The 15,350-nt window shown below is 70.4% G+C and carries 13 protein-coding genes; 7 read left to right on the top strand and 6 right to left on the bottom strand.

Annotation, left to right across the window (positions count from 1 at the left end; genetic code table 11):
* Position 1: 1 nt before the first annotated feature.
* The 3 genes from AB0B39_RS15700 to AB0B39_RS15690 are packed head-to-tail and all read right to left on the bottom strand — an operon-like array spanning position 2 to position 2,725.
* Entirely contained in the window at positions 2-913 is a 912-nt protein-coding gene (locus AB0B39_RS15700) for an ABC transporter ATP-binding protein (protein WP_234583881.1), read from the bottom strand.
* Entirely contained in the window at positions 913-1,818 is a 906-nt protein-coding gene (locus AB0B39_RS15695; RefSeq protein ID WP_357574616.1) for an ABC transporter permease, read from the bottom strand. The genes AB0B39_RS15700 and AB0B39_RS15695 overlap by 1 nt, the downstream gene beginning before the upstream one ends.
* Positions 1,811-2,725 carry an ABC transporter ATP-binding protein gene (locus tag AB0B39_RS15690; protein WP_234583884.1) on the bottom strand — a complete coding sequence of 305 codons (915 nt, stop codon included), beginning with the start codon at positions 2,723-2,725 and terminating at the stop codon, positions 1,811-1,813. The genes AB0B39_RS15695 and AB0B39_RS15690 overlap by 8 nt, the downstream gene beginning before the upstream one ends.
* Positions 2,726-2,997: 272 nt before the next feature.
* On the opposite strand from AB0B39_RS15690, the gene cysC reads away from it, so the two are divergent.
* From cysC to galT, 3 genes are all read left to right on the top strand, one after another.
* Positions 2,998-4,527: an adenylyl-sulfate kinase gene (gene cysC / locus AB0B39_RS15685; RefSeq protein ID WP_357494351.1), complete on the top strand. Its 1,530-nt coding sequence runs from the start codon at positions 2,998-3,000 to the stop codon at positions 4,525-4,527.
* Positions 4,528-4,639: 112 nt separating this feature from the next.
* Positions 4,640-5,464 (top strand): DeoR/GlpR family DNA-binding transcription regulator, encoded by an 825-nt coding sequence (locus tag AB0B39_RS15680; protein WP_357574615.1) that lies wholly within the window; start codon positions 4,640-4,642, stop codon positions 5,462-5,464.
* Entirely contained in the window at positions 5,461-6,537 is a 1,077-nt protein-coding gene (gene galT, locus AB0B39_RS15675) for a galactose-1-phosphate uridylyltransferase (protein WP_357574614.1), read from the top strand. The genes AB0B39_RS15680 and galT overlap by 4 nt, the downstream gene beginning before the upstream one ends.
* Before the next feature lie 300 nt (positions 6,538-6,837).
* Here the strand turns inward: galT and AB0B39_RS15670 are convergent, their stop codons facing one another.
* On the bottom strand, positions 6,838-8,055 hold the full coding sequence (locus AB0B39_RS15670; protein ID WP_234583889.1) for an NADP-dependent isocitrate dehydrogenase: 1,218 nt from the start codon (positions 8,053-8,055) through the stop codon (positions 6,838-6,840).
* A gap of 138 nt (positions 8,056-8,193) precedes the next feature.
* Here AB0B39_RS15670 and AB0B39_RS15665 point away from each other — a divergent pair, with 138 nt between their 5' ends.
* Complete coding sequence (locus AB0B39_RS15665) at positions 8,194-9,036, top strand: MBL fold metallo-hydrolase (RefSeq protein WP_357574613.1); 843 nt, start codon at positions 8,194-8,196, stop codon at positions 9,034-9,036.
* Positions 9,037-9,165: 129 nt separating this feature from the next.
* On the opposite strand, the gene AB0B39_RS15660 is transcribed toward AB0B39_RS15665, so the two are convergent.
* Positions 9,166-10,116 (bottom strand): malate dehydrogenase, encoded by a 951-nt coding sequence (locus tag AB0B39_RS15660; RefSeq protein WP_234583893.1) that lies wholly within the window; start codon positions 10,114-10,116, stop codon positions 9,166-9,168.
* A gap of 128 nt (positions 10,117-10,244) precedes the next feature.
* Positions 10,245-11,105, bottom strand: a complete 861-nt coding sequence (locus tag AB0B39_RS15655; protein WP_357494358.1) for a bifunctional methylenetetrahydrofolate dehydrogenase/methenyltetrahydrofolate cyclohydrolase — start codon at positions 11,103-11,105, stop codon at positions 10,245-10,247.
* Positions 11,106-11,550: 445 nt separating this feature from the next.
* Here AB0B39_RS15655 and AB0B39_RS15650 point away from each other — a divergent pair, with 445 nt between their 5' ends.
* The 3 genes from AB0B39_RS15650 to AB0B39_RS15640 all read left to right on the top strand — a co-directional run bounded on the left by AB0B39_RS15650 (position 11,551) and on the right by AB0B39_RS15640 (position 15,345).
* Entirely contained in the window at positions 11,551-13,152 is a 1,602-nt protein-coding gene (locus AB0B39_RS15650; protein WP_234583895.1) for an ABC transporter substrate-binding protein, read from the top strand.
* Between the two features lie 199 nt (positions 13,153-13,351).
* Positions 13,352-14,290 (top strand): ABC transporter permease, encoded by a 939-nt coding sequence (locus AB0B39_RS15645; protein ID WP_234583897.1) that lies wholly within the window; start codon positions 13,352-13,354, stop codon positions 14,288-14,290.
* 98 nt (positions 14,291-14,388) lie between these two features.
* Complete coding sequence (locus AB0B39_RS15640; RefSeq protein ID WP_234583898.1) at positions 14,389-15,345, top strand: ABC transporter permease; 957 nt, start codon at positions 14,389-14,391, stop codon at positions 15,343-15,345.
* The last annotated feature ends 5 nt before the right edge of the window (positions 15,346-15,350 follow it).

Genomic DNA, 15,350 nt, shown 5'->3' with positions numbered 1-15,350 from the left:
GTCAGGCCTCCACCAGGTAGGAGAAGACGCTCTCCAGGGACTCGTCGGACGGCACCAGCTGGCGCACCCGGATGCCTTGCTTGAGCGCGATCCGGGGCAGCGCCCGGGTGAAGGCGCCGTAGTCACCGGCCCGCACGGTCAGGCCGGTGGGGTCCAACTCGACCCCACTTACCGACGGCTCGGCGATCAGCGCGACGGCCAGCGCCCGGTCGTTGGTCGACCGCACCGCGAAGACGTGCGGGCGGTTGGTCATCAACCGACGGATGGTCCGGAAGTCGCCGGAGGCCGCCAACCGCCCGGCCACCATCACCTGCACCGTTCCGGAGACCTGCTCGACCTCCTCCAGGATGTGCGAGCTGAACAGGATCGTCCGGCCGGCGTCACCCAGGGTGTGCAGCAGCTGCATCATGTGCAGCCGCTGGCGCGGGTCCATGCCGTTGAACGGCTCGTCGAGCAGCAGCACCTGCGGGTCGTGCACCAGCGCCGCGGCCACCCGGGCCCGCTGGCGCATGCCCTTGGAGTACGTGCCGATCCGGCGGTCCTGCGCCGACTCCAGCTCCACCAGGTCGATCGCCCGTCGTGCCGCCGCCGCCGGATCGGGCAGCCGGTGCAGCTTCGCGCTGGCGAGCACGAACTCGTACGCGGTGAGGAAGCCCTGCACCGCCTCCCGCTCGCTGACCAGCCCCAGCCGCCGGTAGACGTCGGGGTTGCGCCAGGTCGGCTCGTCGTCGAGGGTCACTGTGCCGCGCGACGGGGCGAGGAACCCGGCCATCATGTGCAGCAGCGTGGTCTTGCCGGCGCCGTTCGGGCCGAGCAGGCCGGTCACGCCCGGCCCCAGGGCCATGCTGATGTCGTTGACGGCCACCACGTTGCCGTACCACCGGGACACCCCGGTCAGGCTCAGCGTGCTCATCAGGAGGCGACCTTCCGGTAGCGGGCGAGCAGGAGGGCTGTCGCGCCGGCGACCAACAGCACCGCGGCCAGCGCGTAGACCGGGCCGAACCCGCCGATCATCATCTCGCCCGGATCGCCCTCGACCAGCAGGTCACCCAGCGACCAGATGCCCACCCCCTGCACCAGCGTGGAGGGCGAGGCGAGCCCGGCCAGCTCGTTGGCGGCGCGCGACGGCAGGATGCTCAGCACCCCGACGATCGGGGTGGTCATCAGGAAGACCGCCACCACCCCACCGGCGGCGAAGGCGCGCTTACCGGTCAGCGAGGCGACCAGCAGACCGACCGAGGCGAAGACCAGCGCCCACAGCCCGGCGTAGAGCAGCCCGGGCAGCAGGTCGAGCAGCTCGTTCCACACCCCGCGCATGCCCTGCTTGGTGGTGAACGCGGCACCCAGGAACATCAGCAGCTGCGGCCCGCCGAGCAGCAGCCAGAGGGCGGTGACCAGCGCCAGCAGCTTGGCCAGCGCGTAGTCGGAGCGCGGCAGCGGCCGGGAGAAGTACAGCGGCAGCACACCGCTGCGCAGGTCGCGGGAGACCAGCTCCGGAGCGACCACCGCGACGAAGAAGATGACCAGCCAGCTCATCGCGTCGGCGAACTGGGCGTACGTGGCGACCGGCTCGCCGATCTGGCTGCGTACCGCGGCCAGGGCCACCGCGACCAGGGAGACGATGCCGACCACCAGCCACGGGAAGATCTTGGCCTTGGCGCTGCGCCCTAACCCGAACGCGGTGCGCAGCCCGTGCAGGTAGAGGGCGCCGAAGACCTGGCGGCGGCCCAGCCTCGGGCCCTGGTAGCGCTGGTAGCCGATGTCGTGGATGACGCCTGTCGGCGCTTGGCGCACGGCGGCTGCGGTCGGCTCAGGCATGGGAGAGCTCCCTCGTCGCGAAGAGTTCGGCCACCCGGTGCCGGCGCTGGTCCAGTCGGTGCAGTGGCAGGTCCAGTTCGGCGACCGCGCCGAGGATCAGGTCGTAGGTGCCGTCGTCGGCGAGCGGCACGAGGAGCAGTCGCCCGTCCCGCGCGACAGGCAGTTTCAGCTCGGCGAGTCGGGCGGCGAGCTCCTCGGTGCCCTCGCTGACCTCGACGGCGAGCACGTCGGTGGCGGAGGTCATCGCGGAGATGTTGTCGGCGCGCAGCAGCCGGCCGCCGTCGATGGCGATCAGCGTGTCGCAGATCCGCTCCACCTCGCCGAGCAGGTGCGAACAGACCAGCACGGAGATGCCGAACTCGGTGCCGATCCGGTGCACCAGGGCCAGCATGGCGTCGCGGCCGGCCGGGTCCAGCCCGTTGGTCGGCTCGTCGAGCAGCAGCAGGTCCGGGTCGTGCACCAGCGCCTGGGCCAGCTTGACCCGCTGCTTCATGCCGGTGGAGTAGCCGCCGACCGGGCGGTAGCGCTCCTCGTAGAGCCCGACGTGGCGCAGCGCCTCCGAGGCGCGCTCGCGGGCCGCGGTACGCGGCAGGCCACTCATCCGGCCGAGGTGGGTCACCAGCTCGGCGGCGGACAGGTCCGGTGGGAGGCAGTCGTGCTCGGGCATGTAGCCGACGCGGGCACGGACCGCCGCCGGTTCGGTGGTCGGGTCGATGTCGAGCACCGAGACCTGACCGCTGGTCGGGGCGATCAGGCCGAGCAGAATCTTGATCAAGGTGGATTTGCCGGCGCCGTTCGCGCCCACCAGGCCGATGATCCCGGGCTCGACGGCGACGGTGAGGTCGGTGAGCGCGGTGACCCGACCTCCGTACGTCTTGGTGAGCGACTGGGTCGCGATCAGTGTCACGACGCCAGCGTAGGGAGTCGATGCCCCCCAACGACACCGGCACGCCCCCGGCCCTCCCCTGATCCTCGCGGCGGCCCACCCCTAAGGTCCGCCGACGGCAACGACGAACCTCCGCGGATCCGCGACGAGCGCAAACTCCGGAACTGGCTGCGGTCGGCGGTGGGTCGCCGGGGTCCGCCGCTGACCCGACCGTCCGGATCGTGGAGTGGCGGCCTCGACCGATCGGCGGTCGGCTGCGAAACTGTGTGCCGGTCAGCGAGTGGGGGGTGTGGATGAGCAACGGCTGGGTGCTGCCCGACGAGGTGCTCCGGGACGCGCCGGCGTACACGCCGCGTCCCGGTGAGCTCGCGGATCTGGAGCTGCTGCTGACCGGCGCGTACGCCCCCCTGACCGGCTTCATGACCCGTGCCGACCTGGTGTCGGTGAGCCGACGCGGCCGGCTGGCCGACGGCACGCCGTGGCAGGTTCCGGTGACCCTGCAGGTGCCGGCCGCGCTGGCGCAGGGCTTCGACCCGCGCGATCCGGCCCGCCGGGCCCTGGTCCTGACCGACGGCGAGGGGGCCCCGGTCGCCGCTCTGGACGTCGCGGACGTCTGGCCGGTACGCGAGGGCGTGGCAGGGCTGGGTGGCCAGCTCCGCCGGCTCGGCGAGGCCGGTCACGGCCCGTTCCAGCGGTTGCGGCGCAGCCCCGAGGAGGTCCGCGCGCTGCTGCCCCCGGGCCGGGTGCTCGGGGTCATCGCCGACCGTCCGCTGCACCGACCGCAGCTCGCCCAGATCGCGCACGCCGCCCGCACCCTGGCCGCGCACCTGCTGGTGATGATCCCGGTCGGTGAGGGTGGTGTCGGCGGGCTCGCGCCGGAGGCGCTGGTGCGTACGATCTTCGCCGCCCGGGACCGGATGCCCCCGGCCACCCTGGTGGCCGTGCCGCTGTCGCACCGCCGGGAGGAGATCAGCGACGCTCTGCTGCGTGCGCGCGTCTCCGCCGCGTACGGGGTCACCCACCTGCTCTCGACCGGGGACATGCTCTCCGGCTCGGGGCTGCGGGTGCTGGTGCCGCGCGAGCTGGCGTACGACAACCGGGACGGGCAGTGGCGCTGGCGGGAGGACATCCCGCCGCGTAACCGGCGCCTCGCGCTCACCCAGGACGAGATCGACGACCTGCTCGACCGGGGTTTCCCGCTGCCCGAGTGGCACACGCCTCCGGCGGTGGCGAAGGAGTTGGCCCGCTCCCGGCCACCGCGCCGGCACCGAGGGCTGGTGGTCTTCCTGACCGGCCTCTCCGGCTCCGGCAAGTCCACAATCGCCCGAGGGCTGGCCGACGCGCTGCGCGAGAGCGGTGACCGGACGGTGACCCTGCTCGACGGTGACGTGGTACGCCGGGAGCTCTCCGCCGGGCTGGGCTTCAGCAAGGCCGACCGGGATCTCAACGTCCGCCGCATCGGCTGGGTGGCGGCCGAGATAGCCCGGCACCACGGTGTGGGCATCTGTTGCCCGATCGCCCCGTACGCGGCGGCCCGGGCGACGGCACGGGAGATGGCCCTGTCCGCCGGGGCGGGCTTCGTGCTGGTGCACGTGGCGACGCCGCTGGAGGTGTGCGAGCAGCGGGACCGCAAGGGCCTGTACGCCCGCGCCCGCGCCGGTCTGCTCACCGGCATGACAGGCATCGACGACCCGTACGAGGAGCCGACGGACGCGGACCTGGTGCTCGACACCACCCACCTGAGCGTCGCGGACGCGGTGCAGGCCGTGCTGCACCACCTGACCGAGAGCGGCTGGGTGGAGTTGAAGATCCAGTCGGCCTGACGCGTCGGTCCACCCCTTTCCTTCCGCCGGTTCCAGGCACGCGCTAGTGTTCATCTTTGTTGGAACACGTTCGACCGCGTGAGAGTACGTGGACCCCTGGGAGGCACGGCGGATGCTCGCTCAGCAGCGGCAGTCGGCGATCCTGGATCGGGTCCGGTCCTCCGGTGGCGTCCGGGTGACCGACCTGGCTACCGAGTTCGGCGTCTCCGACATGACCATCCGCCGCGACCTGGAGGCCCTGCAGGAGCGCGGCCTGCTGGCCAAGGTGCACGGCGGCGCCACCGCGGCCGGCCCCAGCTCGACCGACGAGCCGGGCTTCCACGCCAAGTCGGTTCGTCAACTGCCGGAGAAGGCCGCGATCGCGGACCGGGCGGCGCAACTCGTCCGACCCGGCGCCGCGGTCGCCCTCTCCGCCGGCACCACCACCGCCGAACTGGCCCGCCGCCTGGTGGACGTTCCCGGCCTGACCGTGGTGACCAACTCGCTGCCGGTGGCCGAGATCCTGCACGGCGGAGGCCGGCCCGACCAGACGGTGGTGCTCACCGGCGGCGTACGGACACCGTCGGACGCGCTGGTCGGCCCGCTCGCGGTCGGCGCCGTCCGGCGGCTGCACCTGGACCTGCTCTTCCTCGGCGTCCACGGGATCACCGAGCGGGCCGGCTTCACCACCCCGAACCTCATGGAGGCGGAGATCGACCGGGCGCTCGTGGCCGCGGCGGACCGGCTGGTGGTGCTCGCCGACCACACGAAGTGGGGCACCGTGGGCATCTCCTCGATCGTCGAGCTGGCAGCAGCCCACGTGCTGGTCAGCGACGAGGCGTTGCCTCCGCCCGCACGACGGGTACTCGGCGAACAGGTGGGCGAACTGATCATGGTGAAGGCAACAAGGGCGGGCCGCGCGACGCGCACGCCGACGAGTGAGGAGACGGCGACGTGAAGCGCACCGCGATCGACCTGGCCGACGGCCGGGAGCTGATCTACTTCGACGAGAACGACGACGCCGTCCGCGACCAGCCGGACCGCCGGGACCTGCCGCCACCGCCACCCGCGTCGCAACTGCGCTACGACCCGCTGACCGACGAGTGGGTGGCCGTGGCCGTGCACAGGCAGACCCGCATCTTCCTGCCGCCGGCGAACGAGTGCCCCCTCGACCCGTCGGTGGGCGACCGGCTGACCGAGATCCCCGCGCCGGACTACGACGTGGTGGTCTTCGAGAACCGGTTCCCCTCGCTGAGCGGCCGGGTCGCCGACGAGCCCGGGGAGATCACCCCCTTCACGCCGGTCCGGCCGGGCCTCGGGCGGTGCGAGGTGGTCTGCTTCACCTCTGACCACAACGCCTCCTTCGCCAGCCTCCCGCCGCGTCGCGTCCGTACCGTTCTGGACGCGCTCGCCGACCGCACCGAGGTGCTCGGCGAGCTGCCCGGGGTGGAGCAGGTGTTCTGCTTCGAGAACCGTGGCGTCGAGATCGGCGTCACCCTGCACCACCCGCACGGGCAGATCTACGCGTACCCCTTCGTGACGCCGCGCACCCGGGCGCTGCTGGCCGCGGCCCGCCGGCACGCCGAGCGGACCGGCGGAGGCAACCTGTACGCGGACGTGCTGGCCGCCGAACGCAAGACCGGCGAGCGGGTGGTCACCGAGAACGACCACTGGACGGCGTTCGTCCCGGCGGCGGCCCGCTGGCCGTTCGAGGTGCATGTCGCGCCGCGGCGCGTGGTGCCGGACATCCCGGCGCTCGACGACAGCGAGCGGGACGCCTTCGGGCCGCTCTACCTGGATCTGCTGCGCCGCTTCGACGGCCTGTTCGACATGCCGATGCCCTACATCGCGGCGTGGCACCAGGCGCCGGTACGGATCGACCGCGAGCTGGGCCACCTGCACCTTCAGCTGTTCAGCATCCGGCGGGCGAAGGACAAGTTGAAGTACCTGGCCGGTTCCGAGTCGGGGATGGGCGTCTTCATCAACGACATCTCGCCCGAGCGCGCCGCCGAGCTGCTCCGGGCCGCCTGAGCCCGGCGGACGGGCAGGACCAGCGGCGGGGCCTGACGGGGGAACAGGGCGCGGGGGGCCCGGGACAGGGCCCCCCGCAGGGAAGGGACGGCTGGCTGTGCACGTCACAGCCGGGAAGGCTGGCTGATCGGCACGCATCCGCGGTCGACCGCGGTCAACCTTCCTTGGACGCGACTGGCATCTCGTCCACCCTGGTCAACGAGGCGTGCCAGGCCGGGGTGACGCCGCGGGTGTGTCAGCCGGCAGACACGCCGGAGCCCGCCGGCGGGTGCCGACGGGCTCCGGTGCGGTGCGGTCGAATCAGGCGGCGAGCCTGCGGGCCAGGTTCTCGTCGAGCGCGTTCATGAACTCGTCGGTGGTCAGCCACGGGGCGTCGCGCGAGATGAGCAGCGCGAGGTCCTTGGTCATCTGGCCACCCTCGACGGTGTCGATGATGACCTGCTCCAGGGTGTTGGCGAACTCGGTCACCGCCGGCGTGCCGTCCAGCTTGCCCCGGTGGGCCAGGCCCCGGGTCCAGGCGTAGATCGACGCGATCGGGTTGGTCGAGGTCTTCTCGCCCTTCTGGTACTGCCGGTAGTGCCGGGTGACAGTGCCGTGCGCGGCCTCGGCCTCGACGGTACGGCCGTCCGGGGAGAGCAGGACCGAGGTCATCAGACCCAGCGAGCCGAAGCCCTGCGCCACGGTGTCGGACTGCACGTCACCGTCGTAGTTCTTGCAGGCCCAGACGTACCCGCCCTCCCACTTGAGCGCGGCGGCGACCATGTCGTCGATGAGCCGGTGCTCGTAGGTGAGGCCGGCGGCGTCGAACTCCGCCTTGAACTCGGTCTCGAACACCTCGGCGAAGATGTCCTTGAACCGGCCGTCGTACGCCTTGAGGATGGTGTTCTTGGTCGACATGTAGACCGGGTAGTTGCGGTCCAGGCCGTACCGGAACGAGGCCCGGGCGAAGTCCCGGATCGACTCGTCGTAGTTGTACATGCCCATGGCGATGCCGCCGCCGGTGAAGTTGGCGACCTCCATCTCCATCGGCGTGCCGCCGTCGGCCGGGGTGTAGGTGATGGTCACCGTGCCCGGGCCGGGGACGACGAAGTCGGTGGCCTTGTACTGGTCACCGTGGGCGTGCCGGCCGATGATGATCGGCTTGGTCCAGCCGGGGACCAGCCGCGGCACGTTGGACATGATGATCGGCTCACGGAAGACGACGCCGCCGAGGATGTTGCGGATGGTGCCGTTGGGCGACCGCCACATCTTCTTCAGGCCGAACTCCTCGACCCGGGCCTCGTCCGGGGTGATGGTCGCGCACTTGACGCCGACGCCGTGCTCCTTGATGGCGTTGGCGGCGTCAATGGTGACCTGGTCGTCGGTCTCGTCGCGGTACTGGATCGACAGGTCGTAGTAGTGCAGGTCGACGTCGAGGTAGGGCAGGATCAGCTGCTCCCGGATCTGCTTCCAGATGATCCGGGTCATCTCGTCGCCGTCGAGCTCCACGACCGGGTTGTTTACCTTGATCTTCGCCATCGGCCGGCGCTCCTCTCGGGGGACACGTGCTCAAGCAGTACGAGCGTACTGCAATTGGGCCGGCAGCCCTCGACCGGCCTCGACCGACCGGTGGAATCCGGGCTGCACGGCACAGCAGTTCCCTGACACCATCGCTCGATGCCATTTAGCCGCACCCTCGGGTCTATCACGGTTACCGCGCTCACCGATGGCGAGGGTGCCTTCTTCCAGCCCCGCGAAGAGGCGTTTCCGCACGCCACGGCGGCCCAGTGGGAGGAGGCCGACCGCCGCGACCCCGCCTCGGTCACCGCCGACGGGCGGTGGTGGCTACCGTTTCGCAGCTTCGCGATCCGCTCCGGCGACGGGCCGGTCACCCTCGTCGACGCCGGGATCGGCCCGACCGACGCGCCCGCCGCGAGCTGGGCGCCGGTGCCTGGCCGGCTGCCCGCCGAACTGGCCGCCGCCGGCATCGACCCCGCCGACGTCGACACGGTCGTCCTGACCCACCTGCACAGCGACCACATCGGCTGGGCGGTCACCGGCACACCTGGCCGCCCGTACTTCCCGAACGCCAGCTACCTGCTCCAGCGCACCGAACTGGAGGCGGCGGAGACGATCAACCCGGGGCTGCCGGCCGGGCTGCTCGCGCCGTTGCGCGCCGCCGGCCAGCTCCGGGTGGTCGACGGCGAGGCAACCCTGACCCCTGCGGTACGACTGCTGCCCACTCCCGGGCACACCCCCGGCCACCAGTCGGTGCTCCTGACGGCTGCCGACGAACGGATGCTGCTCACCGGCGACCTCCTGGTGCACCTGGTGCAGCTGATCGACCCCACCCTGGCGTACGCCCACGAGGTGGACCCCGACGAGGCGCGCGCCTCCCGCCTGGCGGTCCTGCACACCCACTCCCCCACCGTCCTGGCCACCCCCCACCTCTCGACCCCGTTCACCCCCACCCCCACCCCGCCCCCGCCCCCGCCCCGCCGGGCCGGTGAGCCGTGTTGATCAAGAGGTTTGGGTCGGGGATCGCGGTCGTGGTGACGCAAAGCTCTTGATCACCGGGGATGGGGGGTGGGGATAGGCGAGGGGGCGCGTTGGCGAAGCCGACGCGCCCCCTCGGGTTGCTCTGGTGTTTCACATGCTGGAGATGTCGCCCTGCTTGGCGCGGACGGCCTCGGCGGCGGCCAGGAGGCTGGCCCGCTCGTCGGCGTCCAGGTCGGTCTCGACGACCCGACGGACACCCTCGGCCCCGATCTCGGCCTCGACACCCAGGTAGACGCCGGAGATGCCGTACTCGCCGTCGACCCAGGCGCAGACCGGCATGACGTCGCCGGAGTCCTCGGCCACGGCCTTCGCCATCCGAGCCGCCGCGGCGGACGGGGCGTAGTACGCCGAACCGGTCTTGAGCAGCGCGACCACCTCGGCGCCACCGTTGCGGGTCTTGACGACCAGCTCCTCGATCTGCTCGGCCGGCATCGCCTCACGCAGCGGCTTGCCGTTGACGGTGCTCTTGGACGGCACCGGGACCATGGTGTCGCCGTGCGAGCCCAGGGTCAGCGTCTTCACCGACGCCACCGGCACGTTGAGCGCCTCGGCGACGAAGTTGCTGAACCGGGCGGTGTCGAGCATGCCGGCCTGGCCGAGCACCCGGTTCTTGGGGAACTGGGTGGCGATCTGCGCCAGGGCGGTCATCTCGTCAAGCGGGTTGGAGACGACGATGACGACGGCGCTGGGGGCGTACTTGGCCACGTTCTCGGCGACCTGCCGCACGATCTTGGCGTTGGTCTCCAGCAGGTCCATCCGGCTCATGCCCGGCTTGCGGGGCAGGCCAGCGGTGATGACGACGACGTCGGAGCCCTCGATGGCCTCGTAGCCCTCGCCGTTCGGGCCGGTGGTCACGCCGACGACCTTGGTCTCGAAGCCCTCGATGGCCCGCGACTGGTTGAGGTCGAGCGCGAGGCCCGCGGGCTTGCCCTCCACGATGTCGGTGATCACAACGGTGTCGAAGACGTCGTACTCGGCCAGGCGCTGTGCGGTGGTGGAGCCGTAGAAGCCAGCCCCGACGACAGTGACCTTCTTACCCATGGTCGTCCCACTCCCTGATACCAGTCGGTTTTCCGGACCGTATCAGCCATCCTGGCACCGATCCGGCCAGGGGCGGACAGTTATGACCGGACAGACGCGAACGGCACTCGTGGGACACCGTCGACGCGTCAGCCGCGCTCGGCGCGCTCCACGACGTTGGTCAGCAGCATGGCGCGGGTCATCGGACCGACGCCGCCGGGCATCGGAACGAGCGCGCCGGCCGTCTCGGCCACCTCCGGGTCGACGTCGCCGGTGTAGCGGCCCTTGCCGTCCGGGCCGATCACCCGGGTGATGCCGACGTCCACGACCACCGCGCCCGGGTTGATCATGTCGGCGGTCAGCAGCCCCGGTACGCCGGCCGCGACGATGACGATGTCGGCGGCCCGGGTGTGCGAGGCGAGGTCGAGGGTGCCGGTGTGGCACAGGGTGACTGTGGCGTTCTCGCTGCGACGGGTGAGCAGCAGCCCGAGCGGACGGCCGACGGTGTTGCCCCGGCCGACGACCGCCACGGTGGCGCCGCGCAGCGCGACGTCGTGGCGGCGGAGCAGCTCGACGATGCCGCGCGGGGTGCAGGGCAGCGGGCCGTCGTAGCCGAGGACGAGACGACCCAGGTTGACCGGGTGCAGGCCGTCGGCGTCCTTGTCCGGGTCGATCAGCTCCAGCACGCGCTGGGTGTCCAGGTGGGCGGGCAGCGGCAGCTGGACGATGTAGCCGTGGCACGCCGGGTCGGCGTTCAGCTCGGCCAGGACGTCGTCGACCTGCTGCTGGGTGGCGTCGGCCGGCAGCTCCCGGCGGATCGAGGCGATACCCACCTCGGCGCAGTCACGGTGCTTGCCGTTGACGTACGCCTGGCTGCCCGGGTCGGCCCCGACCAGGACCGTGCCGAGCCCGGGGGTGATGCCGCGCTCCGCGAGAGCCTTCACCCGGATCCGCAGCTCGTCCTTGATCTCCGCTGCGGTCGCCTTGCCGTCCAGAAGCATCGCCGTCACCACCAGATCGTCTCATGTCCGGCACCTGCCGTTCCGGAGACCTCACCGTGGCCGGCCACCGAGGCCCCCGCCACTCCGCCAACGGTAACGATGAGTTACGTGTCGCTCATCACTGTGAGTGACGCTTTGTGCAACCCGTCACCGCGAAATGGCCGGAACCCGGGACGCGGGCCGGGACCGGACAAGCCGCCGAAGGCGGTCGAGTCCGTTGCAGGAGGCGACAGAACCCTCCGTCCTCATGGACGAATGCTCAGCTCAGCAACGTGCGTCCGGTTTGGGGTAGCACGCATGGCCGCACCCCGCAAGGAATGCGTCCTCGGACCGTTACGCGCCCGCAACCTTGCCGTTGTCGACGGCCGGTACGCGACCTACCGTTACCGCTTGTTGCGCAGCGTAAACCCAGCGTCGGGCCTGACTGCGCAGCGTGAGGAGATGAGGAGGCTCTATGCGAGTTCGTAGACTCGCCGCCTGGACCGCCCTCCCGCTCGCGGTGACGCTGGGCCTCGCGGCCTGCGGCAGCGGCGGAGACGGTGGATCCGGTGGCAGCAGCACCTCGGCCGTCAGCATCCAGATCGGCGAGCCGAAGCACCTGGTTCCCACCAACACCACCGAGACGTCCGGCGCGCAGGTCCTCACCGGCCTGTTCAGCCCGCTCGTCGACTACGACGCCCAGAACAAGCCGTACGAGGTCGCCGCGCAGTCGGTGACTTCGTCCGACAACAAGGTCTGGACGATCAAGCTCAAGGACGGCTACACCTTCCACAACGGTGAGAAGGTCACGTCCGAGGACTACATCAACGCGTGGAACTACGGCGCGTACGCCCCCAACGGTCAGGACAGCAACTTCTTCTTCGAGAAGATCGCTGGTTACGCGGACCTGCAGGGCAAGGAGCCGAAGGCCAAGGAGATGTCCGGGCTGAAGAAGGTCGACGACCTGACCTTCACCGTGACGCTCTCCGAGCCGTACATCGACTTCCGCACGATGCTCGGTTACACCGCGTTCTACCCGATGCCGGACGCCGCGTTCTCGGCGCCGGGCGTGGTCAAGGACTCCTACGAGCAGGCTCCGATCGGGCAGGGCCCCTTCAAGATGAAGGGCACCTGGCAGCACGACAGTAAGATCGACGTCGAGCGCTACGACGCGTACCCGGGCGAGAAGCCCAAGGTGCAGAACATCGAGTTCCGGATCTACCAGCAGCTCACCGCGGCCTACGCGGACGTCCAGGCGGACAACCTGGACGTGCTGCCGACGATCCCGACCGAGAGCCTGAGCACCGCGCCGTCCGACCTGGGCGACCGGTACCAGACCAGCCCGATGTCCTCGTTCCAGTTCCTGGCGTTCCCGACGTTCGACAAGGACTACAGCAAGCCGGACGTGCGTAAGGCCATCTCGATGGCGATCGACCGTGACGAGATCACCAAGTCGGTCTTCAAGGGCTCGCAGCAGTCGGCACGCTCCTTCGTCTCGCCGGTCCTGCCGGGCTACCGGGAGAACACCGCGGGCGCGGCGGGCGAGTTCAACCCGACCGAGGCCAAGAAGCTCTACCAGGCCGCCGGCGGCCCGTCGAAGATCGTCATCTCCTACAACGGCGACGGCGGTCACAAGGACTGGGTCGACGCCACGGTCAACCAGCTCAAGGCCAACCTGGGTGTCGACGCCGTCGGCGTGGCCGAGCCGAAGTTCGCCGACCTGCTGACCAAGGTCGAGAAGAAGGAGCCGGTGGGCGCCTTCCGGATGGGTTGGGTCATGGACTACCCGACCATGGAGGACTACCTCGGCCCGCTGTACAGCACGAACGGCTCGTCGAACTACTACGGCTACAGCAACCCGGAGTTCGACAAGCTCGTCAAGGAGGGCTCCGCCGCCAAGACGCAGGACGAGGCGATCGCCAAGTACCAGCAGGCGGAGGACATCCTGGCCAAGGACATGCCGGTGATCCCGCTCCGCTTCGGCGAGAACGTGTTCGGCCACTCGTCCAAGGTCAAGAACGTCGAGATGGACCTGTTCCAGCGGGTCAACCTCGTCAAGATCGAAGCGGCCAGCTGAGCTGACCAACGGTTGCGGGCCATCCGGGCGGCGACGCCCGGGTGGCCCGGACCGCGCTATCCGGCGCGGGCCGCACGCGGGCCCGGAGTCGGTGGCGCCGGCCTCCCCCGGGCCGGACGGCACGTCTGGAGATATTTCGGGTACGACCAGAGATGCCGTCCTGCGACCCTTTCGCACATTTCCGGAGAGACTGCTAAGCATGTTCCGCTACATCTTGCGGCGCCTACTGCAGATGGTCCTGGCGTTCTTCGGGACCACCCTGATCGTCTACGCGCTGATGTTCGCCGGCCAGGGCGACCCCATCCAGGCCCTCGCGGGCGAACGCCCGGTGACGCCGGCCCAACGGGCCTACCTGACGGAGAAGTACCACCTCGACGCGACAGGCGTCGGCGGTTTCTTCTACCGCTACTTCGACTACGTCAAGAGCCTGCTCCAGGGTGACCTCGGCCAGTCCCTGACCGGCCGCCAGATCGGTGACATCCTGCAGGCGGCCTGGCCGGTCACCCTCAAGCTCGCGCTCATCGCGCTCGCCGTGGCGATCATCTTCGGAGTCAGCGCCGGCGTGGTCGCCGGTATCCGCCGGGCCAGCATCTTCGACAACTCGACGCTGGTGCTGACCCTGCTCGTGCTCGGCATCCCGACCATCGTGCTGGCGCCGATCGCCCAGTACTTCCTGGGCGTCAAGTGGCAGCTCTTCCCGCCCACCGCCGGCTCCCAGCCGACGTTCTACGCGCTGCTGCTGCCGGGCATCGTGCTCGGCTCACTGTCGCTGGCAACCGCGCTGCGGCTGACCCGCACCTCGGTGGCCGAGAACCTGCGCGCCGACTACGTCCGGACCGCCCGGTCCAAGGGCCTGGTCAAGCGCCGCATCGTCACCGTCCACGTGCTGCGCAACTCGCTCATCCCGGTGGTCACCTTCCTCGGTGTGGAACTGGGCAACCTGATGAGCGGCGCGATCATCACCGAGGGCGTCTTCAACATCCCCGGCGTGGGCTTCAACCTCTTCCGCGGCATCCGCACCGAGGACGGCCCCCTGGTGGTGGGCATCGTCAGCGTGCTCGTCGTGGTCTACCTGGTCTCGAACCTGGTGGTGGACGTCCTGTACGCCGTACTCGACCCGAGGATCCGCTATGAGTGAGCGCAGCGAACGAATCATCAGCGCAGCGTGCTTGGCCTCTCGTGCCGGCGCCGAGCGCAGCGAGGCGGCGGCACGAGTGAGCGCAGCGAGGTGCCGGCATGAGTGACTTCGAGACTGTGGCGGCCACCGAGAACCAGGCCGCACGACGTGGCCCCTCGGGCGAGCCGGGCACGCCCAACCAGGTCGGGGCCCCGAACAAGCCCCGCAGCCTGGCCGGAGACGCGTGGCGCGACCTGCGCCGCAACCCGATCTTCTGGATCTCGCTGGCGCTGGTCGTCATCTTCACCCTGATGGCGCTGGCCCCCGGCGTGTTCACCGCCAACAGCCCGAACGACTGCCTGCTGTCCCGACAGCACGCCGGGCCGTCCGGCGGGGCCATCTTCGGGTACGACTTCCAGGGCTGCGACACGTACTCCCGGGCGGTCTACGGCACGCGGGCCTCGCTGCTGGTCGGCGCGCTCGCCGCGCTCGGCACCGGCATCATCGCGCTGGTCATCGGCATGCTGGCCGGGTACTTCGGCCGCTGGGTCGACGCCGTGCTCTCCCGGGTGATCGACGTGGTGCTCGGCATCCCGCTGCTGCTGGCCGCGATCGTGCTGCTCAAGCGGGTGTCCAGCGAGAGCGACAACGCGCGTATCGCCGCGGTGATCTTCGTGCTGGCCATCCTGGGTTGGACCACCGCCGCCCGGGTGGTGCGCTCCTCGGTGATCACCGCCAAGGAGCAGGACTACGTGGCGGCGGCCCGGATGCTCGGCGCCGGCAACGGCCGGATCATGTGGCGGCACATCCTGCCGAACTCGCTGGCCCCGGCCATCGTCGTGCTGACCATCGCGCTCGGCTCGTTCATCGCCGCCGAGGCGACGCTCTCCTTCCTGGGCATCGGCCTCAAGGCGCCGACCATCTCGTGGGGCCAGGACATCGACACCGGCCGCATCCACATGCGGGAGGCGGCGACGCCGCTGATCGTCCCGTCGGCCTTCCTCGCGCTGACCGTGCTGGCGTTCATCATGCTCGGCGACGCGATCCGTGACGCCTTCGACCCGAAGCTGCGGTGACACCC

Origin of the sequence: Micromonospora sp. NPDC049114 (genome assembly GCF_040648635.1) — a bacterium.
Classification (GTDB): domain Bacteria; phylum Actinomycetota; class Actinomycetes; order Mycobacteriales; family Micromonosporaceae; genus Micromonospora.
The sequence above is the reverse complement of the archived record's forward strand: the minus strand, read 5'-3'. Positions and strand labels throughout refer to the sequence as shown.